A 19,957-nucleotide genomic window follows, 5' to 3' on the forward strand; every position below is an offset into this window, starting at 1 on the left:
ATTACTAATATGCCCGTTTTTGCGCATTGGTTGCAACTTTTCCTGAAATTTAAGAAAATAAAGATAACTGAAAAGGAGGAACGATACATATGTCTATGATTTCTATGCCGACAGAGGCAGATTTTGCACGCTATGCAGAACTAGCGGTGAAAAAAGGGGTAAACATTCAACCGGGTCAACAGTTAGAAGTACGTGCTGATATCAGTCAGGCGCCACTTGTCCGTCACGTGGTGAAAGCTGCGTATGCGGCAGGAGCGAAACAAGTATTCGTCAACTGGAGTGATGAAGAAACGTCAAAAATTCGCTTTTTCGATGCGCCGGCAGATTCGTTTAAAGAGTTCCCGGATTGGCTCAAGGCACGCTTTGAGCAATTGGCTGAAGAAAAAACAGCATTTTTGTCTATCGTGAGTGATGACCCGGATGCCTTGAATGGTGTCGAGTCGTCACGAATCTCAGATGCGAACCGTTCTGCAGGACAAGCGCTTGCGAAATGGCGTCAATACGTGATGAGTGACAATGTCAGTTGGTCAATCGTTGCAGGCGCTTCAGATGCATGGGCACAAAAAGTATTTCCAGATCGGGAAGATGCGGTTGCAGCGCTTTGGCAGGCCATCTTTGCGGCAACGCGTATGGATCAAGAAGATGTCGTCGCGGCATGGGACGAACACGATCATTCACTCCGTAGTCGCGCGAAACTGTTAACAGAGAAAAAGTATGCGAAATTACATTACAGCGCGCCAGGAACAGAGCTCACAATCGGCCTTCCGAAAAAGCATGTATTCCTCGGTGGTGGCGGTCCGAACGCGGACGGAATCGACTTCATTGCAAACATGCCGACTGAAGAAGTGTTCACACTTGCAGATAAAGATTCTGTCGAGGGGCACGTGTCGAGCACAAAACCACTCAGCTATAGCGGAAACTTGATTGATGAGTTTACCCTTTGGTTTGAGGGCGGCAAAGTCGTCAAAGCAGAAGCGAAAAAAGGGCAAGCGGCTCTTGATGAATTGTTGAACATGGATGAAGGGGCACGCCGCATCGGTGAAGTGGCACTCGTTCCAGATGATTCTCCAATCTCGAATTCAGGTCTTCTCTTCTACAACACATTGTTTGACGAAAATGCATCATGCCATTTGGCATTAGGTCGTGCTTACTCGACATGTCTTGAAGGTGGCCCTTCGATGTCACAAGAGGAACTTGCGGCAAATGGGGCGAACGACTCAATGACGCACGTTGACTTTATGATCGGGTCAGCCGAAATGAATATCGATGGGGAACGGGAAGACGGCACGCGCGAAGCGATCATGCGTGACGGAAACTGGGTTATCTAAACGAAAGAGCGAATTCCGATTTCTTCGGAATTCGCTCTTTTCATGTGATGTCGTATAAATAGCGAAGAGCGTGAGGCAAGCGGCGACGCCATGCTGATTCGTGATGAATCGCATCCGGTTCCACTTCATATCGGAAGGCGACGCCTTTTTTTGCGATTGCTTCAATCAGTTTTGCATTCGTGAACAAGTAATCGCTCGCTGTGATTGGTCCGCTCTCTTCGTTTGTGCCGATATCCATATACAGTTTTCCTCTAAGTTCCCCTTGTTGCAACGCTTGGATTAACGGCTCAAGGTTCGCCCAAGCTGCGGTGGAAAGAGCACCAATCTTTTTGACGGAAGGATAAGTCGCCATCATATATAAAGCGATGACGCCACCCATCGAACTCCCCATGACACCGACATCCTCTGGGTATGTCGCATACTCTTTGTCGATTCGTGGTTTCAACTCTTGCATGATCCAGTCCGTGTATATGCGTCCTCGACCACCCAGTGTCGGACGTGTTTTCGCAAGATCGGGTCCGATACGACGATATAACATCTCATCTTCTTCATATGAATATTCGTCATATCGGTCGAGCCAGTTCGATGCGCTCGCGATGGCGACGACCATGAGGGGGAGTCGGAGTGTATCGATGCAACGGTCGATTTCCCATCCTTCTCCATATGTAGCCGTGCTTCCTGAGAATACATTTTGCCCATCATGCATATAAAGGACGGGTAAACGGGTGTCGACATCGACCCAGTCGGGCCGAAACACGCGGACAATCCGTTTTTGACCACGCACCTTCTCCGTCGGAATCGTCACGTTCAATTGTTCAATCATCTTTTTTCACCTCTTTCACCTTGTATTGTGGAGAATCATCATTCAAAATACAACTAGATTCCTTGACTACCTACCGTTCGTTAGGTAAAGTGTGAGGCAAGGAGAGTGAATGACGTGAATACAAAAGAAAAAATCATGCAATCTGCACGCACTCGATTCGCACGTGAAGGATATGAAGGAGTATCACTCGCAGCCGTTGCGGAGGATGTCGGAATCCGTAAGGCCTCTTTATATGCCCATATCGATGGGAAAGAGCAATTGTTTAAGCAAGTTGTGACGGATATGGCGAATCGTTACGAAGAAGCATGGCGGGAAACATGTGAGGGTACCGAAGACCGACCACCTTTAGAACGGATCGAGTCGATCGTTCGTACACTCACGTCATTTTTTAGTGATCATGAGACGTGGATGTTGACGAAGCGAATGCTACTCGTGCCACCACCGGAATTTCGAGAGTATATTGAGGAAGTGATTGGAGAAGTAGAGGCGGAATTAAAACAGTTTGAACAAGAACAGTTTCGTCTCGCGATGGAGCGTGGAGATTTGCCATTGCAACCACTCGACGAACTCTATGCGGCGTACTATTGCTTTTTAGATGGGGCTCTTTTGTCTCTATTCACATTTGAAGATGATCGGGAGATGCGACAACTCGCAGCGTTCCGCGTTTTTAAGAAAGGGGTGGGCTGGCGTGAGTAAAGAAAAAGGTGCATGGGTCTCCCTCCTGTTTGCAGGACTACTCGAAATCGTGTGGGCGACGACGATGAAGTTGTCAGAAGGATTCACGGTTCTCGGTCCGACATTGTGGACGATTGGCCTCTTAATCATTAGTTTTGGATTATTGGCGAAGGCATTTCGCGTTTTACCGGCAGGGACGGGGTATGCCGTGTTCACGGGAATTGGAGCAGTCGGGACGGTGATTGTCGGAGCCTTCTTATTTGATGAAGGGATCAGCGGTTGGAAATTTTTACTTGTGACGACGTTGATCATCGGAATCATCGGATTGAAACAAGTGACAGGAGGCGAAGAAGCATGAGTTGGGTTTACTTGATTGGCGCCGGAATCGCTGAAATGACAGCCGTATTTTTTATGGGGAAATCAAAAGGATATCAAATCATAAGATGGTCGATTGCATCCGTCCTATCCTTTTCGCTCAGCTTTTATTGGTTATCAAAGTCGCTTGAAGGTATCCCACTCAGTCTAGCTTATTCCATTTGGGTCGGGATTGGAGCGGCAGGCGGTGTCATATTAGGCATGCTTTATTTGAACGAATCGAAAAGTCGCTGGCGGATCTTTTATTTAATCTTGATTATCGGAAGTGTGATCGGATTAAAAGTTGTAGCGTGAAGGGTTGAAACAATCTGAAAAAGGGAATTAATTAGTTCAGATTACGAGATGGATGAATGAAAGGGGCGGAAAACGATGCATCTTGTCGAGTTGCAATCCGAACGTTTGCGGTTTGAACCGTATACGATTTCTGATTTCTATTTTGTTAAATCGCTTCTCCAAGATCCTCGGGTGATGCGTTTCATCAGTCCGGACGGGAGACCATATACGGATGAACAGACAATCGAATGGTTCGAACGGCAATTAGCACGTTACGAGACTGGGCGTCAAACGGGGCTATTGAAACTGATGACGTTTGACAGTGATGAACCGATTGGTCATGCCGGTACACTGTTGCATGAATTGGACGGGAAAATTGAATTAGAAGTGGGATATTGGTTGACACCGAAGCATTGGCATATGGGATATGGACGAGAAGCTGCCGCACGATTGATGCAGCATGCTTTTACCGAGGGAGAGAAGGAAATTATCTCGCTCATTCATCCGGAAAACGTTCCGTCTCAGCGTGTCGCCAAAGCGAACGGTCTTCATTGGGACCGCGACACGTTATATCAAAACATGCTCGTATCCGTTTATGCTGGTGATCTGGAACGATTATGCCGACATATCGATCGCCAACAAATGACGCGATAAAATAGTTTTAAAAAAGATGAAAAAAATTGTTGCCAACTCAATAGTTTCTTGATATATTAATAGTGTCCTTAAGAGAGGACACGACCTGATTCTGTAGCTCAGCTGGGAGAGCGCTACCTTGACAGGGTAGAGGTCGCTGGTTCGAGCCCAGTCAGAATCACTTGGGTGCCAAACCCTCGAGAAACCCACCGGAACATGGGTTTCCGCGAAGCCACTTCTTGCGAGAAGTGGCTCTTTTTTTGTATGTTGACATCAAACGAAAGCAATTGGTATATTCCTTAACATACATAACGAAACGGGGAATGTTGCATGGTGCTAACGGGAACGCTCGTCAATGCCGGATTAATCGTCATCGGGGCATTGTTAGGTCTTTTATTTCATCGTATTCCAGAGCGGATGAAAGAGACGGTGACAGCCGCAATCGGACTTGCAGTTATCTTGCTTGGCATTCAGATGGGAATGAAAAGTGAAAACTTCTTGATTGTCATCGGAAGTCTTGTCGTCGGGTCTGCGCTCGGGGAGTGGTGGAAGTTAGATGAATTGTTGAATGAAGTTGGTTATCGCCTGGAGCGGCGTCTTGGGAGTCAATCGAGTGTAGCGGAAGGGTTTGTGACGGCCACGCTCATCTTTGTGATTGGAGCGATGGCGATTATTGGCGCACTTGACAGTGGGTTACGGGGCGACCACGATGTATTGTATACAAAAGGCTTGATTGATGGTTTTACAGCCCTCGTGTTAAGTTCGACACTTGGAATCGGTGTGATGTTTTCAGCTGTACCTGTACTCATCTATCAAGGCGGAATCGCACTACTTGCCATTCAAATCATGAAATTCATTCCAGAGTCGCTTATGGACAGCTTTATTTTAGAGATGACCGCGACCGGTGGGGTAATGATTGTGGCGATTGGCTTGAACTTGGTTGGTATTACAAAAATACGAGTGGCTAACTTATTGCCTGGCATTCTTGTGGTCGCGATGATTGTCACGACGATCCATATGCTATAAAGAAAAAAGACTGAATTCGATTCAGTCTTTTTTCGTGGTTGAATGCAAAGTTGAAGGTTCTTTTTGTAGAGCTTCCGCAATGATTTTATCCCAATCGGCTGCGTCGCATGCCGTTGTACAGGTCGGTTCAATTTCACATGTTGCACATTTCCCGCCTTTTGCTTTACGTGTGTAGCGGTAAAGTGAAAATGCGGCATATCCAAATACAATGAATCCGATGAGTAAGTCAAAGAATGACATGATCTTCCTCCTTACGCAAATCCGAATAAGCGACCAACTTGATAAATGATCAGCGACACGACATAGGCAACGCCAAGACCATATAAACTGGCGAACCACGTCAACTTGGCACTACCAACTTCTCGCCGGATGACAGCGACTGTCGCCAGACAAGGGACATACAGCAAAACGAATGCCATGAAGCTATAGGCGCTGAGCGGGGTAAAGATGGGCAATAGCGACTCCGATAAATCTGATTCGCCGACCGCATAGATGATTGCCATCGTAGACACGACAACTTCTTTTGCCAAGAATCCGGTAATGAGCGAGGCGCCTGCTTGCCAAGTCCCAAATCCGAGAGGGATGAGTACTGTCGCAATCAATCCACCGATCAGGGCCAAGAAGCTCTCGTTCATCGGTACATCAAAGCCATTTGGACCTGAATAGGCAAGTAGCCAGATGAACACAGAACCACCAAAAATAAATGTACCCGCTTTTCGAACGAAACCTTTGGCTTTTTGCCAAGTGCTACGCCACAACGTTAGTCCTTGAGGGACACGATATGGGGGTTGTTCGACGATGAATAAGCTTGTCTGATCTTCAGCGGCTAGTGCCTTCGTAAAGATTTTAGCGGCAATCAAGGCAAGAAGAATTCCGAGCATGTAAAGCGAGAGAACGACGAGCGCTTGATGAGTGGCAAAGAAACTTGCCGCAAACACAGCGTAAATCGGAAGTCGGGCCGAACAAGACATGAACGGTGAGATGAAGATGGTAACAAGACGTTCTCGTTCCTCTTCCACCGTTCGGGCAGCCATGATTCCAGGGACGTTACATCCGAACCCGATAATCATCGGGATGAAGCTTTTTCCGTTCAGCCCTACGAGTTGCATGAAACGGTCCATCACGATGGCGACCCGAGCCATATATCCCGAGTCTTCCAAAAATGAAATGAAGAAAAAGAGTACAAAGATTTGCGGGACGAAAACCAATACGCCCCCGACACCTGCAATGACGCCGTCTACGAGAAGGGCTTGAATGAATGGAGAAGCGCCTACAGCCTCTAACATCCAAACCGTTCCTGATGTGATCGGACCAGACAAAAGTCCATCTAACGCATCGGAGAGCGGTGCACCAACCCAGTTGAATGTCACATGAAACAGTGCATACAGGACCCCGAAGAAGATGGGCAAACCTAAAATGGGATGTGTCACGATGGCATCAATACGATCGGTCATCGTCACGTGCTGTGCATTTTGATTTTCAATGACTTGGTGTCGAATCTGTTTCGCCCAATCGCGACGACGCTCAGTGATATGTGCGTGTGCAAAGCGTCCGAGAGTGGCTTCGAGATGCTTACGAACGGTGACGACATCCGGGAAGGACGTCTCTAAATGGTTAACGATGATTCGATTCCCAGCCAAGTATTGAATCGCAATCCAACGATCTGTTCTCGAAAGGCCGGTTAAACGAAGGATCTGTGTAATCGCTTCTTCTGTTTCAAGACCATAGTTCAACTCGAACGGTTGACGTTTTTCCATTTGGATCGATGAGAGCAAGACATCACATCCATCTCCCGTTCGTGCCGTAATAGGGAAGACATCTACTTGAAGGAGTGTTTTTAATTTGTCGAGATCAACATGCATCCCACGGTTTTCTGCTACGTCAACCATGTTCAAGCCGATTTGAAGCGGACGCCCCATCTCTAAAAGTTGCAGGGTGAGTTGTAAGTTCCGTTCTAGCTGCGAGGCATCGACGATGTTAATCATCCCGTCAAACGGTTCGTGAAGTAGGAAGCGAGAAACAATAGCCTCATCTGCTGAGAGCGGGTCTAGGTCGTATACACCGGGCAAATCGATGAGCTGTCCAACTTTCCCGTGCAACTGACCAACTTTTTGTTCGATTGTGACGCCTGCCCAGTTCCCAACGTGGGCGAACGAGCCTGTCAATCGATTAAATAATGAGGTTTTTCCTGTATTTGGGTTGCCAATCAATGCGATTCGTTGATTCATGGCACAATCACTCCGATTTTTTCGGCATCTGATCTTCGGATGGCGATAATTTGTTGATGATCTACTTGTTCAATTGTGAGCGGTCCTGAAAAAATAGCTTTTCGTTTTACTCGTACCGAACACCCCTCATAAAACCCAAGTGAAATCATTCGGCGACGCAAGCGATCATCAACTTTAGTCAAATCAGATAGAATGACGGTTTGATTCAACGTGATATGACGTAATCGATTCATAATACCCTTCCTATCTTTTGATAACGATTCTCATTCGCTATCGTATCACGTTCACTGAAAAAGTGAAATATTGTTCATGTAAAAAGTTATATTTGATAATGAATAAGGTCGAGTGAACATAAAAAAGCGTAAACGAATATCGTTTACGCCTCTTCGATCGTTTCATGCTCTTCTTTAGCGCTCTCACGTAAGGCTGAAGCCATCACGTCGGCAAGGTTACGTTCACGCAGTACGCCGACGCCTCGGTCTGTCGGTCCACCTGGAGCAGCCACGTCAGCAATCAGGTCCTTCGTTGCGCGTGTCTCGTGTGAAAGTAACTCAGCTGAGCCTTTCATCGCTTGAGCGACAATTTGACGAGCCGTCGCCTCATCATATCCCACATCGGTCAAGACCGGTGTCATCGCACCGACAATCTCATAAAAGAAGGCCGGGCTACAACCTGCTGCTGCCATGAAGGCAGACATCGTTTTCGCATCGGTGACGGCCGTTCGACCAACTCGTTCAAAGAGAGCAGTCGCTTTCTCTCGATCCGCCTCGTCCGTCTCGGGTCCAAACCATAATCCTGTCATTCCGCTACGATAGGCGACAGGAGTATTCGGCATCGCACATACGGCAGGGAGACCAGAAATTTCTTCTAACTGACTTGGTTCGATGTGGGCCGCAACAGACAGGAGTAATGGGGTCGTCCATTCTTTCGATTCCACGTACGGAATGACGCCATCCGGTTGCATGGCAAGTACAACGATGTCATAGTCGTTGACGTCTTCTTCTTCGACGATTTGAACACCGAGTTCACTTTGCAATGCGAGTAACCGTTCCCGGTCACTACGGTTCGTCATTGTGATCTGTGTTGGTTCGATTCCAGAGTCGATCCACCCTCGAACGAGTGCCTCACTCATCGATCCTGCACCGACCATTAATAATTGATTCATCATTCGTCACCTCTTCTTTTCGATTCGGTCAATAGTTATGTTGACTATCATAACAAACCTGCTCTCGAATATCGCCCATCTTGCTCATATGTAAGGAGATGGAAAAGGATTTGTCACATGAATCGATGAACATGACAAACATTTCAAATCGCGTTATGATGGCTCTAATTCAAAAGAGTGAGGCGAATTTGAGTGAAACGTGTACTCGTAAAAGGAATTCAAGGTTATCAACGTTTTATTTCACCGTTAAAACCACCAACATGCCGATTTTATCCGAGCTGTTCACATTACGGGATTGAAGCGATTGAAAAGCATGGAGCCATCAAAGGGAGCTATTTAACCGCACGTCGGCTTATTCGGTGTCAACCGTTCCATCCAGGTGGCCTAGATTATGTACCGGATACATTCGATTGGAAAGCGCCTTTGCAACGAGAAAAACCAGAGTCGCAGCGAGACGATTAAGTTCGTCTCGCTGTTTTTATACAGAAGATTTATTTGATTATTGTTTTAGTACAATACTTTTGCATTGTTCTAAGTATTCTGAAAAAATAGAAGCGTACACTATTCTTCGGGGAAGGGGATACTTTATTATGGGGCAATCATTTAGTGAATGGGTGAGTACGGCATCCAACTTTGTATGGGGACCACCGCTCTTGATTTTGCTTGTGGGGACAGGCATTTACTTGACGGTGCGTCTAGGTGGGATTCAAGTTACTAAATTACCGTATGCGTTGAAATTGGCGTTCTCAAAAAACCAAGATCAATCTTCGAGAGGGGACATCAGTCACTTCCAAGCCCTCATGACCGCCCTTGCGGCAACCGTCGGTACGGGGAACATCGTCGGGGTGTCGACAGCGGTTGTATTAGGAGGTCCGGGTGCGATCGTCTGGATGTGGGTCTCTGGATTCTTTGGGATGGCGACAAAGTATGCGGAAGCGGTCCTTGCCGTCAAATATCGGGTGACCGATGAACGAGGTCAGATGGCCGGTGGGCCGATGTACTATCTAGAACGAGGATTGAATCAGCGCTGGTTAGCGGTCGCTTTTGCGGCATTCGCATCCATTGCGGCGTTTGGTATCGGAAACGGGGTTCAGACAAACTCCGTCGCATTGGCGCTTAAAACGACATTCGACGTACCATTATACATATCAGGGATCCTCATTATGATTTTTACGGGTGCCGTCATCTTAGGAGGCGTTCGATCTATAGGGAAAGTGGTCAGTTACTTTGTACCTGTTATGATCGCCTTCTACTTAGGTAGCGGTTTAGTCATCATGATTATGAACTACTCATTGATTCCGGATGCGTTCTCACTCATCTTTAGCAGTACGTTCAGTGCAGAGGCTATCGGTGGGGGGGCAATTGGGGCTGCAATCCGTTATGGCGTCGCACGCGGTGTCTTTTCGAACGAAGCGGGTCTCGGCTCTGCCCCAATCGCTGCAGCAGCAGCGAAAACGGACATGCCAGGTCGTCAGGCACTCGTCTCGATGACACAAGTCTTCTTAGATACGCTTGTCGTCTGTTCGGTGACAGGATTGACACTCGTCATGGGTGGCCAAATCGGTACGGGATTAGAAGGGGTTGAATTGACTTCGGCTACATTCGAATTATTCCTCGGTCCTGCGGGGGGATATATTGTCACCATTGGCCTTGTTTTATTCGCCTATTCGACAGTGCTCGGTTGGTCTTATTACGGGGAACGCTCGATTCATTACTTATTTGGGCAGAAGTCAATCATTCCATATCGGATTGCCTTTGTCCTTGTGGCGGGGCTAGGTGCCATGACGACCAATCTGAACTTAGTTTGGGCACTGTCCGATGTCTTTAACGGTCTGATGGCCATCCCGAACTTGATTGGTCTTCTCTTCTTGTCGGGTGTCGTCATCGCGGAAACGAAACGCTTCAACCAACAGCTTGAAATTGAAAATCGGAAAGTTTCCTAAACGGAAGGACGCCATCCTCATGAATCAGAGGGTGGCGTCTTTTGTTTTGCTTCTAATTCATCGAGCCGTGCTTTTTGTAAGTGGTCGAATACCTTTGTGATAAAGCCGACCATGATACCGACACCTGTGATGACATAGCCGATTGTGAAGATTTTCCCGATGTCGGTCTGCGGTGCAAAATCACCATACCCGATCGTCGTTAACGTGATGACACTAAAATAAAGTGCATCTAACCATCGCATCGCCTCGAATCGTGTATAAAAAAGTGTACCGGACAGAATGGTGAGAAAGGCGAGGCTGAATAACACTTGGAACTCAGGGTCACGCAGTCCGCGCCAAATACCTCGTACGATTCGACGTAAAGTTAGTAAGAACGGTAGCATATCACTCGCTCCTTTCGATATTAGGTTTGTTCGCTAACAACAGGGGAACATCCTTTGTAGTTCGAAAAAAGAGAAAGGGTGAGGTAGATGGCAAAAGTCATACCGAAGCAAGAAGGACTCGACCATAGTGTCGATTTTTTACGAGAGGGATATTTATTCGTCGCCAATCGACGGAAGAGTTTTCAATCCGACATCTTTGAGACGCGCCTGCTTGGGGAGCGTGTGATTTGTCTTGGAGGAGAGGAGGCAGCTGCCTTGTTTTATGATGCGGACAAATTTACACGTCAGGATGCCGCGCCGAAACGTCTTCTCAAAACACTATTCGGGGAAGATGGGGTGCAAACATTGAATGGGGCGGCACATACGCTCAGGAAACGTATGTTCATGTCCTTGATGACAAAAGAGAACATCGATCGTCTGCTTCGGCTGACGGACCGTGAATGGAGACGAATCCGACATGCTGAAGAAGAAATCGTTTTGTATGACGAGGCGCAACAGGTATTGATGAAAGCTGTCTGTGAGTGGGCTGGAGTTCCACTTGAGCGAGACGAAGTAGCGAAGCGGACCGATGAAATGAGATTGTTATTTGAATCGGGTACCTCTCTAGGTCCGACGTATGTGCAAGGTCGGAAAGCACGAAGTTCCGCTGAAGCGTGGATTCGACAAATGGTCAAAGAAGTACGGTCAAATCGATTGTTACCGAATAAACAGACGGCACTTTATGAATTTTCGTGGCATCGTGATGAATCTGGTGAGCTGTTGCCTGAAGAAGTAGTGGCTGTTGAAGTGTTAAACATTTTGCGACCGACTGTTGCCATCTCGGTCTATGTCCTCTTTACGGTCCTAGCGCTTCATCAATTCCCTAAAGAAAGAGAACAAGTAAAGCAAGGGCAGGTTTCGAAAACGGCCTTTGTCCAAGAAGTGAGACGTTTCTATCCATTCTTTCCAGTTGCGGCAGCTCGGGTCGACACCGATTTTGAATGGGACGGATACGCGTTTACTGAAGGAACGCTGACGCTCCTTGATCTCTATGGAACAAACCACGACTCCTCGATTTGGACAGAACCCGATCAATTTGATCCTGCTCGTTTTATGGACTGGAAGGAGAGTCCGTTCAATTTTATCCCGCAAGGAGGGGGAGATGTAGATTTTGGACATCGTTGTGCAGGGGAGCACGTGACGATTGCAATCCTCGAACAAGTCATTGAATTGTTTACCGAAGAGTTCTCGTATACTGTTCCTCCTCAAGACTTGAGTTATAGCTTCGTTGATATGCCGAGTCTACCAAAAAGTAAACTGCGATTGACTGATGTAAAATAATTCGAATATGCAAACGCCTACTCTTGATTGAGTAGGCGTTTTGTATGGGGTACGGTTTATTTCGTTTGCAAATTTAGACGCTTTGATATCGGACGGATGGGGACGGATGGGTCAATCATTCGGTTATCCCGTTTCGGTTCATCCGTGCATTCAATCTGCCAATCGGCGTCATGAAGCTCTTTTAGCCCGACAGCAATGTCGTATAACGAATAGTTGGCATTTCCGTTTAGCTGATAGATGCCGGGCCCGCGTTTCGTCAAGATTTCGAATAGAGCTTCTGCTGTATCCGGTAAAAATGAGCAAGATGGATACCAATGCTCACTCGCTTGAATGACACCTCGTTGTTTCATCTCGTTTGTAAAATAGTCCATCATATTGTTCGATCCGGCTTCATCCCCAATTTGCCACCCGAGACGAACAATCTGAGCACCCGGGTTGACGCGAACGATGGCTCGTTCGCAGTCACGTTTATATTTTCCATAGTCATCTTCAGCATCTGGTGCCGTGTCCGATGAGATGGGTCCGGTCACATCATCTGAAAAAATCGACACTGTACTCGTGAACAAGAACGGAATCTTCATCTCCCCGCATAAACGAGCGAGCGTCTCAGCCCATTCAACCGGTCCCATACCGATATGTAAAAAATAATCCGGACGGACGCTTTCAATGAATTGTCGCATCTCCTGTTCGTCTGTCGTAGACACTTGCTCACGATTCCATGCAATCCCTTCAATGCCATGGCGCTGTAAAGTTTCGGCAACAACCGGTGCTACCGTGCCGTTCATTCCAGTAATAATTGCTCTCATTTCGTTTCGCCCCTTTCTCTTTATATGATGCCACAAAACGAGTGCAGACAAACTACCGTTGTGGGCAGCTATGCTAGACTAAATGATGGAGGGATCAATCATGAAGATACGACAAGCGACAAAACAAGATAGTAAACAAATTGCACCCCTCATGTATCAGGCGATACATGAGATTGCGTACACGTTGACGGGATCGACGTATACCGATGAAGTATTAGAGCGATTGGCGATGTGGGTGGAGAAACCGAAGAATCGTTTAAGCCACGAAAACATATGGGTCGCCGATATAGAAGGGGAAGTAGCTGGCATGATCATTTCGTATCGAGGGGACGAGGCGGAAGCATTAGATCGTCCGATTCGGGAATGGTTGACGGCACATGGGAGCGCGACGGAATTAGATGTCGAGACGGAAGGGTTCGTTCAATATATCGATTCGCTGGCTGTCGCGGAGGCATTCGGAGGTCGTGGAATCGGAACGAAGTTAATCGAACATATTGTGACGGTCGCAAAGGAACGGGGTGTACCCGTCGTCACATTGAATGTAGACCAAGAAAATCCTGCGGCGCATCGCTTATATACTCGTCTCGGATTTCAAAAGGAAAAGGAAATCGACATTTCGGGAGCGCGATTTGACTATATGAAAAAAGAAGTCGATTCGACTCCATTCTCGGTCTAAAAGCGGATGCGCAAATAATTGTTCTCGACTATACTAAATGCTTGAAGAAAGATACACGCAAAGGAGAAATGTTATGGAGTGGAAGAATATTTGGCGAGGGATGGCCATGGGAACGAGTGACTTGATTCCCGGTGTGAGTGGCGGGACAATCGCTGTCATCTTAGGAATCTATGATCAACTCATCGAAGCGATTAGCGGCGTGTTTAGCCGATATTGGAAGAAATATATTGGCTTTTTAATTCCGCTAGCAGTCGGGATGGGAACCGCGATCATCGCATTAAGTCACCTCATTGAATACTTATTGCTGGAATATCATGAACCGACACAATTTTTCTTCATCGGGTTGATCTTAGGAATCATTCCTTTATTGTTCGTGGAATTCCAATCTCGGACGTCGATTCGCCCGATTCATGTCATCGCGATGATTGTCGCAACTTTACTCATCGCAAGCATGGCATTTTTGAATCCTGTTGACTCATCTATCATTACAGACGTGACGTTTGGAACCGCGCTCTTGTTGTTCTTTTCGGGATGGCTTGGTAGTATGGCGATGTTACTCCCTGGAATCAGCGGGTCGTTCGTCTTACTATTGATTGGCGTTTATCCAACGGTCATCAGTGCGATTTCCAATTTCAACCTGATGATTATCGGGATTGTCGGTGCGGGTGTTGCGGTCGGATTTATTGTGAGCAGTAAAGTCATTCGCTACTTATTGGCGAATTTCCCGGGAATGACGTTCTCCGTCATTATCGGATTAGTCATTGGTTCGCTCGCTGTCGTGTTTCCTGGCCTCCCGAATTCAGGAATCATGTGGGTACTCAGTATCTTCGCATTCATCGCAGGAGCCGTCGTCGTCCGATTACTCAGTAAATATGCTGTCTAAACAACGAAGGAGTCTGGCGATGAGCCGGACTCCTTTTTAATAGATAAAGGGAAAAAGACGTTTGCGCGTTTTCGACCAAGATTGGTAAGACTGACCGAAATGACGGACAAGCATGCCTTCTTCGATTCGAATTCGATACAATAACGCGAGTGAGGTAAGACCTGCACCGATAAAGGCAATGCCCCAATGAATAAAATATAGCGAAAACCCGAACGAGATCAATAATAACCCCGTGTATAGGGGATGACGTAAAAAACGGTAAGGGCCTGAACTGACAAGCTTGTCTTCCGGTCGAACAACGACGTGTCGTGTAAATTGATGACGCAAATGAAAAATTCCCCAATAGCGTAACGACACACCGGCTATGTAAAAAGTAAGTCCAATCATGCGCTGAAGCGTTGAGGGTTGTGATTCGAAAATGATAGAGGAGACAATCGACAAGGTGAACACACCAATCATCGCCGCTGCTACGAAGTAGAAGCTCTTTCGCTCGACATTATCATCTGTTGCCTCGTTCCGGTTACGAAATCGCCACGTCTCAATTAGCCAAAAAAATGACACGACAATTAATAGGAGATTCATCCAATCCATCACATACATCCTCCCTTTTGATTCATGTTTCATTACCCGACCTTCGCCTAGGAAAAACCAAATGCACAACGACTATCTTCGAAAAAAAATTGTCAAAGCGATTGAAACAGGTTATCATCTAATGAGAATGATTATCATTTTTATATACAGAGAGGAAGGGTGCGACGATGAACGAGGAAGTATTCGACGTGACGATTATCGGTGGGGGACCTGCTGGATTGTATGCCGCTTTTTACAGCGGTTTACGAGGCATGAAGACAAAAATAATCGAATTTCAACCTTTTTTAGGTGGGAAAGTACACGTCTATCCAGAGAAAATGGTCTGGGATGTAGGTGGACTCCTTCCAACGACTGGGGCGAAACTGATTGACCAACTCGTCGAGCAGGGTCTCACCTTCTCTCCGACGGTCCTTCTTGGCGAGAAGGTAGAGTCGATTTCCAAACGCTCAGACGATTTATTCGGAATTGACACGACGAACGGTCATCACATTTCCAAAACTGTCATCGTTGCGACCGGGAGCGGAATCCTCAAACCTCATAAGGTTGAAGTGAGCGGAGCGGAGCGGTTCGAATTGTCGAACCTCCATTACACGGTTAAATCACTTGAACGCTTTAAAGGCAAGCGTGTCTTGATATCGGGTGGCGGCAATAGTGCTGTGGATTGGGCCAATGCGCTCGAGCCCATTGCAGAGCAGGTCGTGTTGACGTATCGAAAAGAAGAACTCAGTGGACATGAGGCGCAAGTGGAAAAAATTAAAGAGAGTAGAGTCGACTGTTGCCCTCAATCTACAGTAACAGATTTGATTTCTCACGATGGGAAATCGATTCAACAAGTTCTTTTGACTCATGTCGAATCAGGAGAGACGAACGTAATCGACGTCGATGAAGTGGTCATCAATCACGGATATGAGCAAGACGCGGAGTTGCTTCGGAACAGCGAACTACAGGTCGACATGAAGGATGGGTTTTATGTGAAAGGGAATTCAGGTAGCGAGTCATCCGTACCGGGATTGTATGCTGCCGGTGATATCCTCACGCATGAAGGGAAAGTACATCTGATCGCGGGAGCGTTCCAAGATGCGGCGAATGCGGTGAATCGGGCCAAAACCTACATTGATCCAAATGCGACCGCTACCGCAATGGTGTCCTCGCACAACGAACGGTTGAAAGAGAAAAATCGTCAAATGATAGAAGGAACCATGTTAAAGCAGTGAGAGAGATCCTCTCACTGCTTTTCTTTAGGATAATCACAAAGTTCAGTAATTACACCGCCTGAATGACGGGGATCCATATAAATCAGTCGTCTTCCTTTTGCCGTGGTACGCAGTGTGTCTTCTAAAAAGGTGATGCCATTCTGTTTATGGGTGGCGATTGCTTCGTCTAAGTCGTCTACACGATATGCGATATGGTGAACCCCTTTTCCTCGAGCTTTCATGAATCGAGCGATCGGGCTCGTCTTGCTTGTCGGGAGTAATAATTCGATGACGTCCTCTCCGATGTGGATGACGGCAAGCTCGGTCTCAACCCCAATTGCCGTGTTCGTATAGCGATCCACGAGTTTTCCTCCTAAGACGGTCGTATAGAATTCAATCGCCTCGTCTAAATCTCGGACGGCGATTCCAGTATGATCAATATGCATAAACATCCCTCCTCACTTCACAGTGTGCCTAAAGTTGAACAAAATGTCACTTCACAACGTTTCAAGCGTATCCGATATAATAGAAGAGGGAGGGACCGCGAAATGAACGGAAAAATCACGATGGGTTTGGTGGGCGCATTCGCCCTAGTATCATTTGTGTTTGGACTCTCGCTTGCGACATTTGTCGATTATCGCATCAACGAAGAACAGGTCGTACTTGAAAAGTTGACCACCCATAAACAGATTGGTCCGACGGAGTTGCTGTCTACCGAGGTCGATTTTCATTTGAATGGATCGAATTATGCGATTCGTTTCAAGGATGAACCGAACATCACGTATTGGTTTAATGTCGTCGATCGCAAAATCAAATTTGATCGAATTGAATCGCTCGATTTGAGAGACACGGGACTCCGGACAGAACTGTTTAAGGAAATGCCGCCTTTGGCGATGGATGCGACAACTGCTGCAGAATAAAAGACGTCGAATGAACCACTTTTTCCAATGAGAAAGAGTTGGCTGACTCGACGTCTTTTGTCATTTATGAATAAATCGGAGTCGGTGGAACTTCCTGAGTGAAGACATAGCTACTGGCGTTTGAGACTTGAGCGCCATGTTGTCGAAGGGCGTACGTCAAATCAGGTTGCAGACTTGTTGCGGAGATTTGAGCTTCATCGATGTAGCGAAACCCATAGAAAAATTTATGTTGAAGGAAAGAGATGGCTTCTCGTATCTGTGGAGCCTCGCACTCTAGATGCATCTCTTGTATAGAGAGATGATACATATGTAATCGTACTTTCATGAAGCCGATTGGTTGTTGACACCACTTTAATGTGTAGAAAAGCGTTTGTTGGCGAGATTCTTGTGCGAATCGTTCATCAGTCATCGGAACGGCTTCCGGAAGAGTATGACTGTAGGTATTTCGAGATACGAGCCATTCCGCTCTTTTTGCGTAATTCATCAACTCGAGTGTCCAGTATTTATGGGTATTCTTCTCGCATGGAATGAGAGGCAGTCGATAGGTATTCGTTTGATGGAAGTATTGAAAACCGGCCGCTTCATAAACTCGAAATTTATCTTGATTCTGTGTATCGTGCTCTTGAAGATAGTAGGTGATTGGATGTTTTGTTTCTCGACTTCGCTCATAGGTGATTCGATTGAGAAGTCCGCGAAAGACATGGCGATCGTTATATGTCGCTTGAGAGAGTTGAATCGAGTGAAACGCTTCAAGTTGTTCATCGTTCGCGACGATGGATGCTAGCGGAGTCTTCTTGTTTAATGCAACGTATACATGATGATGATGAGGAGGCGAAAGGAGAATGGGGGATTTGGTAAAAGAGTATAACGTTTGAATGGAAATACGTTCTTGTAATGGTAATTGCCTGCATTCTACAAAACGTAGTGCTCGTTTCACAGAGAATCCTTCTTTCTTCATTGGATGATGAATCTATATAGATTGTAAGCGTTATCTAGTCGATTCGTGTATGGCGTTATTATGACACCTGATTAAAGAAAAAGTAATGAACTCCATGAAAAGAAAATAGAAAAATAGATTGTAATCATTGAATATAGGAAAACCGATCCATCTCGATTCTTGAAGTGTGAGTTTCATCAAATGTCGCGGCATCGGATGACACAGACGTGCTATACTTATTCACAATGAAACCAAAGAGTAGGAGTTTATCATGAAATATATCTATCAGTTGATATTGGCCACTGTATGTTGGATGACCGTGATCCCGTCTACTGTGATAGCCGAGACAGAACCGGTGGTCATCCATGAGAATATCATTGTAGAAGAAGACGTTGAGATCCAGGAAGGGTTTCAATCGCCGAATGAGATGGTTTATGTATTCGTATTAATCGTCCTGTTATCTGTTATCGGGTTGGGAATCATGAATACGATTGAATAACGTGAAATCGTTCACAAAAATGCAATAAGTGATTTGGTAACGGTTACAATTGTTCATTTATACTACTAGATGTAGGGAGAAAGTTCTGCACCAACTTTCTGTCCTCCTTTTCAAATGAACACCCCTCGTTCATATCATGTATTGGAGTCAATCGATCCCATCGATTGACTCCCTTTTTTTAAAAGCGAATTCGTTTTTCTTTGGCAATGCGCTTTAAACGTTTCGTTTCATTGGTGTGTCCGTGGCTCTCTAAAAAGTCGACATAGACCCGAAATGGTTCGGAGCGATGGGAAAAGAATGGTATATATTCGGAGAACAGTTTTTGTTCCGCCTCTTTTAAGTTGCCTTCCGCCACAAGCAGGCGAAGTTCTAGCATTTTCAGTGCTTGATAATTTTCGAGCGCTGTATCTTCTGTTTGAGATTTTTCTAACATGCGATCGCAAAGCTTTAAAAGTCGGGAGTGAAGAATTTTTCTTGTGTTGGCAGGACTGTGTTCGATGGGTAACGTTGAGAGTAATTCGATTCGTGTAGAATCAACATCTTTTGGCACGTGGAGTGCGGTGTATAAAGCGCGGTCAATCCAAACGGTATCAATCGGGGCGTCAAGCTGATAAAAGTGGATCAGTTTTTGGAGCATGGTGACTTGTGAAATTTTTAAGAGTCGGAACGGATCACTCGTTGAAAAGAGAGGTTCTTCTCCGGCCGATGTAGATAACAAGTAAAATATTTCTTCATACATCGTTCGCGCTTCTGCGTGTTCTTCTGCATAATGACCGAGGTCACGGATAATTTTTTTAGCATGAATGTACCAATTTTTTTGGTCGCGTTCAGACATGACCTGATTTTGGCGAATGTATAAATGTTCGTACGCGGAATCGACGAATCGTTCAGCCAATGTAAGAGTTTGTGAGAGCGAATGTCGCTCTTCAGAATGTTTTTTTTCTTTATAACGCGTGAACTGACTAATCATAAAGTCGAACTCTTGGTCGTCAATCACATCTTTAGGAGTATGACGGTACATTTCAACAAGTAAATCGCGTAATGTGGCCTCACCGTATTGTTCTAACAACACGCGTAATTTCCCGATGCGCATCAGCTCTCCTCCTTTCGTATATATGTGAGAATCGTACATTCGATTTGGGCAGACACCAATTATTATTCCTTTCCCGGTTTTCATCTGAAACAATCCTTTCCTCTCATGCTTAAGACGGATTTTAACAAGAACCGTTGTCAGACGAAGGTGGGTTCGGGATAATAGAGAAAAATTGATAAAGTTGAGG

Annotated in this window: 25 protein-coding genes and 1 tRNA gene; 15 read left to right on the forward strand and 11 right to left on the reverse strand. The window is 46.1% G+C overall.

What is annotated here, in order from left to right; genetic code table 11:
• The first annotated feature begins 89 nt into the window (after positions 1-89).
• Positions 90-1,328, forward strand: a complete 1,239-nt coding sequence (locus KNO66_RS12405; protein ID WP_214742771.1) for an aminopeptidase — start codon at positions 90-92, stop codon at positions 1,326-1,328.
• A gap of 40 nt (positions 1,329-1,368) precedes the next feature.
• Here KNO66_RS12405 and KNO66_RS12410 read toward each other — a convergent pair whose 3' ends face one another.
• On the reverse strand, positions 1,369-2,151 hold the full coding sequence (locus tag KNO66_RS12410) for an alpha/beta hydrolase (RefSeq protein ID WP_214742772.1): 783 nt from the start codon (positions 2,149-2,151) through the stop codon (positions 1,369-1,371).
• A gap of 114 nt (positions 2,152-2,265) precedes the next feature.
• On the opposite strand from KNO66_RS12410, the gene KNO66_RS12415 reads away from it, so the two are divergent.
• From KNO66_RS12415 to KNO66_RS12440, 6 genes are all read left to right on the forward strand, one after another.
• On the forward strand, positions 2,266-2,847 hold the full coding sequence (locus KNO66_RS12415) for a TetR/AcrR family transcriptional regulator (protein WP_214742773.1): 582 nt from the start codon (positions 2,266-2,268) through the stop codon (positions 2,845-2,847).
• Entirely contained in the window at positions 2,840-3,184 is a 345-nt protein-coding gene (locus KNO66_RS12420) for a DMT family transporter (RefSeq protein ID WP_214742774.1), read from the forward strand. The genes KNO66_RS12415 and KNO66_RS12420 overlap by 8 nt, the downstream gene beginning before the upstream one ends.
• Complete coding sequence (locus KNO66_RS12425; protein WP_214742775.1) at positions 3,181-3,495, forward strand: DMT family transporter; 315 nt, start codon at positions 3,181-3,183, stop codon at positions 3,493-3,495. The genes KNO66_RS12420 and KNO66_RS12425 overlap by 4 nt, the downstream gene beginning before the upstream one ends.
• A gap of 75 nt (positions 3,496-3,570) precedes the next feature.
• Complete coding sequence (locus KNO66_RS12430; RefSeq protein WP_214742776.1) at positions 3,571-4,128, forward strand: GNAT family N-acetyltransferase; 558 nt, start codon at positions 3,571-3,573, stop codon at positions 4,126-4,128.
• Between the two features lie 87 nt (positions 4,129-4,215).
• Positions 4,216-4,288, forward strand: a tRNA-Val gene (locus tag KNO66_RS12435).
• Positions 4,289-4,437: 149 nt separating this feature from the next.
• On the forward strand, positions 4,438-5,133 hold the full coding sequence (locus KNO66_RS12440) for a DUF554 domain-containing protein (RefSeq protein ID WP_214742777.1): 696 nt from the start codon (positions 4,438-4,440) through the stop codon (positions 5,131-5,133).
• A gap of 21 nt (positions 5,134-5,154) precedes the next feature.
• Here KNO66_RS12440 and KNO66_RS12445 read toward each other — a convergent pair whose 3' ends face one another.
• The 4 genes from KNO66_RS12445 to KNO66_RS12460 all read right to left on the reverse strand — a co-directional run bounded on the left by KNO66_RS12445 (position 5,155) and on the right by KNO66_RS12460 (position 8,526).
• Positions 5,155-5,373: a FeoB-associated Cys-rich membrane protein gene (locus KNO66_RS12445; RefSeq protein WP_214742778.1), complete on the reverse strand. Its 219-nt coding sequence runs from the start codon at positions 5,371-5,373 to the stop codon at positions 5,155-5,157.
• 11 nt (positions 5,374-5,384) lie between these two features.
• Complete coding sequence (gene feoB / locus KNO66_RS12450) at positions 5,385-7,361, reverse strand: ferrous iron transport protein B (protein ID WP_214742779.1); 1,977 nt, start codon at positions 7,359-7,361, stop codon at positions 5,385-5,387.
• The gene (locus tag KNO66_RS12455; protein WP_214742780.1) at positions 7,358-7,594 is read right to left on the reverse strand and encodes a FeoA family protein; all 237 of its coding nucleotides are present in this window, start codon (positions 7,592-7,594) and stop codon (positions 7,358-7,360) included. The genes feoB and KNO66_RS12455 overlap by 4 nt, the downstream gene beginning before the upstream one ends.
• 143 nt (positions 7,595-7,737) lie before the next feature.
• Positions 7,738-8,526, reverse strand: a complete 789-nt coding sequence (locus tag KNO66_RS12460; protein ID WP_251128144.1) for a pyrroline-5-carboxylate reductase family protein — start codon at positions 8,524-8,526, stop codon at positions 7,738-7,740.
• 192 nt (positions 8,527-8,718) lie between these two features.
• On the opposite strand from KNO66_RS12460, the gene yidD reads away from it, so the two are divergent.
• Positions 8,719-8,988: a membrane protein insertion efficiency factor YidD gene (yidD, locus tag KNO66_RS12465; RefSeq protein WP_214742782.1), complete on the forward strand. Its 270-nt coding sequence runs from the start codon at positions 8,719-8,721 to the stop codon at positions 8,986-8,988.
• 128 nt (positions 8,989-9,116) lie between these two features.
• On the forward strand, positions 9,117-10,469 hold the full coding sequence (locus tag KNO66_RS12470; RefSeq protein WP_214742783.1) for an alanine/glycine:cation symporter family protein: 1,353 nt from the start codon (positions 9,117-9,119) through the stop codon (positions 10,467-10,469).
• A 17-nt stretch (positions 10,470-10,486) separates the two neighbouring features.
• Here KNO66_RS12470 and KNO66_RS12475 read toward each other — a convergent pair whose 3' ends face one another.
• Entirely contained in the window at positions 10,487-10,852 is a 366-nt protein-coding gene (locus tag KNO66_RS12475) for a potassium channel family protein (protein ID WP_214742784.1), read from the reverse strand.
• 87 nt (positions 10,853-10,939) lie between these two features.
• Between KNO66_RS12475 and KNO66_RS12480 the strand changes: the two genes are divergently transcribed.
• Positions 10,940-12,172 (forward strand): cytochrome P450, encoded by a 1,233-nt coding sequence (locus KNO66_RS12480; protein ID WP_214742785.1) that lies wholly within the window; start codon positions 10,940-10,942, stop codon positions 12,170-12,172.
• A 56-nt stretch (positions 12,173-12,228) separates the two neighbouring features.
• Here the strand turns inward: KNO66_RS12480 and KNO66_RS12485 are convergent, their stop codons facing one another.
• On the reverse strand, positions 12,229-12,978 hold the full coding sequence (locus tag KNO66_RS12485; protein WP_214742786.1) for a sugar nucleotide-binding protein: 750 nt from the start codon (positions 12,976-12,978) through the stop codon (positions 12,229-12,231).
• A gap of 100 nt (positions 12,979-13,078) precedes the next feature.
• Between KNO66_RS12485 and KNO66_RS12490 the strand changes: the two genes are divergently transcribed.
• Together KNO66_RS12490 and KNO66_RS12495 are read left to right on the forward strand one after the other, a co-directional pair.
• Positions 13,079-13,654, forward strand: coding sequence for a GNAT family N-acetyltransferase (locus KNO66_RS12490; RefSeq protein WP_214742787.1), 576 nt, complete (start codon positions 13,079-13,081; stop codon positions 13,652-13,654).
• 73 nt (positions 13,655-13,727) lie between these two features.
• Positions 13,728-14,537: a DUF368 domain-containing protein gene (locus tag KNO66_RS12495; protein WP_214742788.1), complete on the forward strand. Its 810-nt coding sequence runs from the start codon at positions 13,728-13,730 to the stop codon at positions 14,535-14,537.
• Between the two features lie 36 nt (positions 14,538-14,573).
• On the opposite strand, the gene KNO66_RS12500 is transcribed toward KNO66_RS12495, so the two are convergent.
• Positions 14,574-15,128, reverse strand: a complete 555-nt coding sequence (locus KNO66_RS12500) for a methyltransferase family protein (protein ID WP_214742789.1) — start codon at positions 15,126-15,128, stop codon at positions 14,574-14,576.
• A 167-nt stretch (positions 15,129-15,295) separates the two neighbouring features.
• Between KNO66_RS12500 and KNO66_RS12505 the strand changes: the two genes are divergently transcribed.
• Positions 15,296-16,342: an NAD(P)/FAD-dependent oxidoreductase gene (locus tag KNO66_RS12505; protein WP_214742790.1), complete on the forward strand. Its 1,047-nt coding sequence runs from the start codon at positions 15,296-15,298 to the stop codon at positions 16,340-16,342.
• An 11-nt stretch (positions 16,343-16,353) separates the two neighbouring features.
• Here the strand turns inward: KNO66_RS12505 and mce are convergent, their stop codons facing one another.
• The gene (gene mce / locus KNO66_RS12510; RefSeq protein WP_214742791.1) at positions 16,354-16,767 is read right to left on the reverse strand and encodes a methylmalonyl-CoA epimerase; all 414 of its coding nucleotides are present in this window, start codon (positions 16,765-16,767) and stop codon (positions 16,354-16,356) included.
• Positions 16,768-16,869: 102 nt separating this feature from the next.
• Here mce and KNO66_RS12515 point away from each other — a divergent pair, with 102 nt between their 5' ends.
• Positions 16,870-17,241 (forward strand): hypothetical protein, encoded by a 372-nt coding sequence (locus KNO66_RS12515; RefSeq protein ID WP_214742792.1) that lies wholly within the window; start codon positions 16,870-16,872, stop codon positions 17,239-17,241.
• A gap of 64 nt (positions 17,242-17,305) precedes the next feature.
• On the opposite strand, the gene KNO66_RS12520 is transcribed toward KNO66_RS12515, so the two are convergent.
• Positions 17,306-18,178, reverse strand: a complete 873-nt coding sequence (locus KNO66_RS12520; RefSeq protein ID WP_214742793.1) for a carotenoid oxygenase family protein — start codon at positions 18,176-18,178, stop codon at positions 17,306-17,308.
• 271 nt (positions 18,179-18,449) lie between these two features.
• Here KNO66_RS12520 and KNO66_RS12525 point away from each other — a divergent pair, with 271 nt between their 5' ends.
• The gene (locus KNO66_RS12525) at positions 18,450-18,677 is read left to right on the forward strand and encodes a hypothetical protein (protein WP_214742794.1); all 228 of its coding nucleotides are present in this window, start codon (positions 18,450-18,452) and stop codon (positions 18,675-18,677) included.
• Between the two features lie 178 nt (positions 18,678-18,855).
• Here the strand turns inward: KNO66_RS12525 and KNO66_RS12530 are convergent, their stop codons facing one another.
• On the reverse strand, positions 18,856-19,770 hold the full coding sequence (locus KNO66_RS12530; RefSeq protein WP_214742795.1) for a hypothetical protein: 915 nt from the start codon (positions 19,768-19,770) through the stop codon (positions 18,856-18,858).
• Positions 19,771-19,957: the final 187 nt, after the last annotated feature.

The sequence above is a fragment of the Exiguobacterium sp. s48 genome, from assembly GCF_018617395.1.
GTDB lineage: Bacteria > Bacillota > Bacilli > Exiguobacteriales > Exiguobacteriaceae > Exiguobacterium.

Coding starts and splice junctions, on each gene's coding strand:
- KNO66_RS12480 (WP_214742785.1), top strand. CDS start 10,940: ATGGCAAAAGTCATACCGAAGCAAGAAGGACTCGACCATAGTGTCGAT.
- KNO66_RS12525 (WP_214742794.1), top strand. CDS start 18,450: ATGAAATATATCTATCAGTTGATATTGGCCACTGTATGTTGGATGACC.
- KNO66_RS12485 (WP_214742786.1), bottom strand. CDS start 12,978: ATGAGAGCAATTATTACTGGAATGAACGGCACGGTAGCACCGGTTGTT.
- KNO66_RS12530 (WP_214742795.1), bottom strand. CDS start 19,770: ATGCGCATCGGGAAATTACGCGTGTTGTTAGAACAATACGGTGAGGCC.
- KNO66_RS12455 (WP_214742780.1), bottom strand. CDS start 7,594: ATGAATCGATTACGTCATATCACGTTGAATCAAACCGTCATTCTATCT.
- KNO66_RS12430 (WP_214742776.1), top strand. CDS start 3,571: ATGCATCTTGTCGAGTTGCAATCCGAACGTTTGCGGTTTGAACCGTAT.
- KNO66_RS12405 (WP_214742771.1), top strand. CDS start 90: ATGTCTATGATTTCTATGCCGACAGAGGCAGATTTTGCACGCTATGCA.
- KNO66_RS12500 (WP_214742789.1), bottom strand. CDS start 15,128: ATGGATTGGATGAATCTCCTATTAATTGTCGTGTCATTTTTTTGGCTA.
- KNO66_RS12515 (WP_214742792.1), top strand. CDS start 16,870: ATGAACGGAAAAATCACGATGGGTTTGGTGGGCGCATTCGCCCTAGTA.
- KNO66_RS12495 (WP_214742788.1), top strand. CDS start 13,728: ATGGAGTGGAAGAATATTTGGCGAGGGATGGCCATGGGAACGAGTGAC.
- KNO66_RS12475 (WP_214742784.1), bottom strand. CDS start 10,852: ATGCTACCGTTCTTACTAACTTTACGTCGAATCGTACGAGGTATTTGG.
- KNO66_RS12505 (WP_214742790.1), top strand. CDS start 15,296: ATGAACGAGGAAGTATTCGACGTGACGATTATCGGTGGGGGACCTGCT.
- KNO66_RS12460 (WP_251128144.1), bottom strand. CDS start 8,526: ATGAATCAATTATTAATGGTCGGTGCAGGATCGATGAGTGAGGCACTC.
- feoB (WP_214742779.1), bottom strand. CDS start 7,361: ATGAATCAACGAATCGCATTGATTGGCAACCCAAATACAGGAAAAACC.
- KNO66_RS12410 (WP_214742772.1), bottom strand. CDS start 2,151: ATGATTGAACAATTGAACGTGACGATTCCGACGGAGAAGGTGCGTGGT.
- KNO66_RS12445 (WP_214742778.1), bottom strand. CDS start 5,373: ATGTCATTCTTTGACTTACTCATCGGATTCATTGTATTTGGATATGCC.
- KNO66_RS12470 (WP_214742783.1), top strand. CDS start 9,117: ATGGGGCAATCATTTAGTGAATGGGTGAGTACGGCATCCAACTTTGTA.
- KNO66_RS12490 (WP_214742787.1), top strand. CDS start 13,079: ATGAAGATACGACAAGCGACAAAACAAGATAGTAAACAAATTGCACCC.
- KNO66_RS12440 (WP_214742777.1), top strand. CDS start 4,438: ATGGTGCTAACGGGAACGCTCGTCAATGCCGGATTAATCGTCATCGGG.
- mce (WP_214742791.1), bottom strand. CDS start 16,767: ATGCATATTGATCATACTGGAATCGCCGTCCGAGATTTAGACGAGGCG.
- KNO66_RS12425 (WP_214742775.1), top strand. CDS start 3,181: ATGAGTTGGGTTTACTTGATTGGCGCCGGAATCGCTGAAATGACAGCC.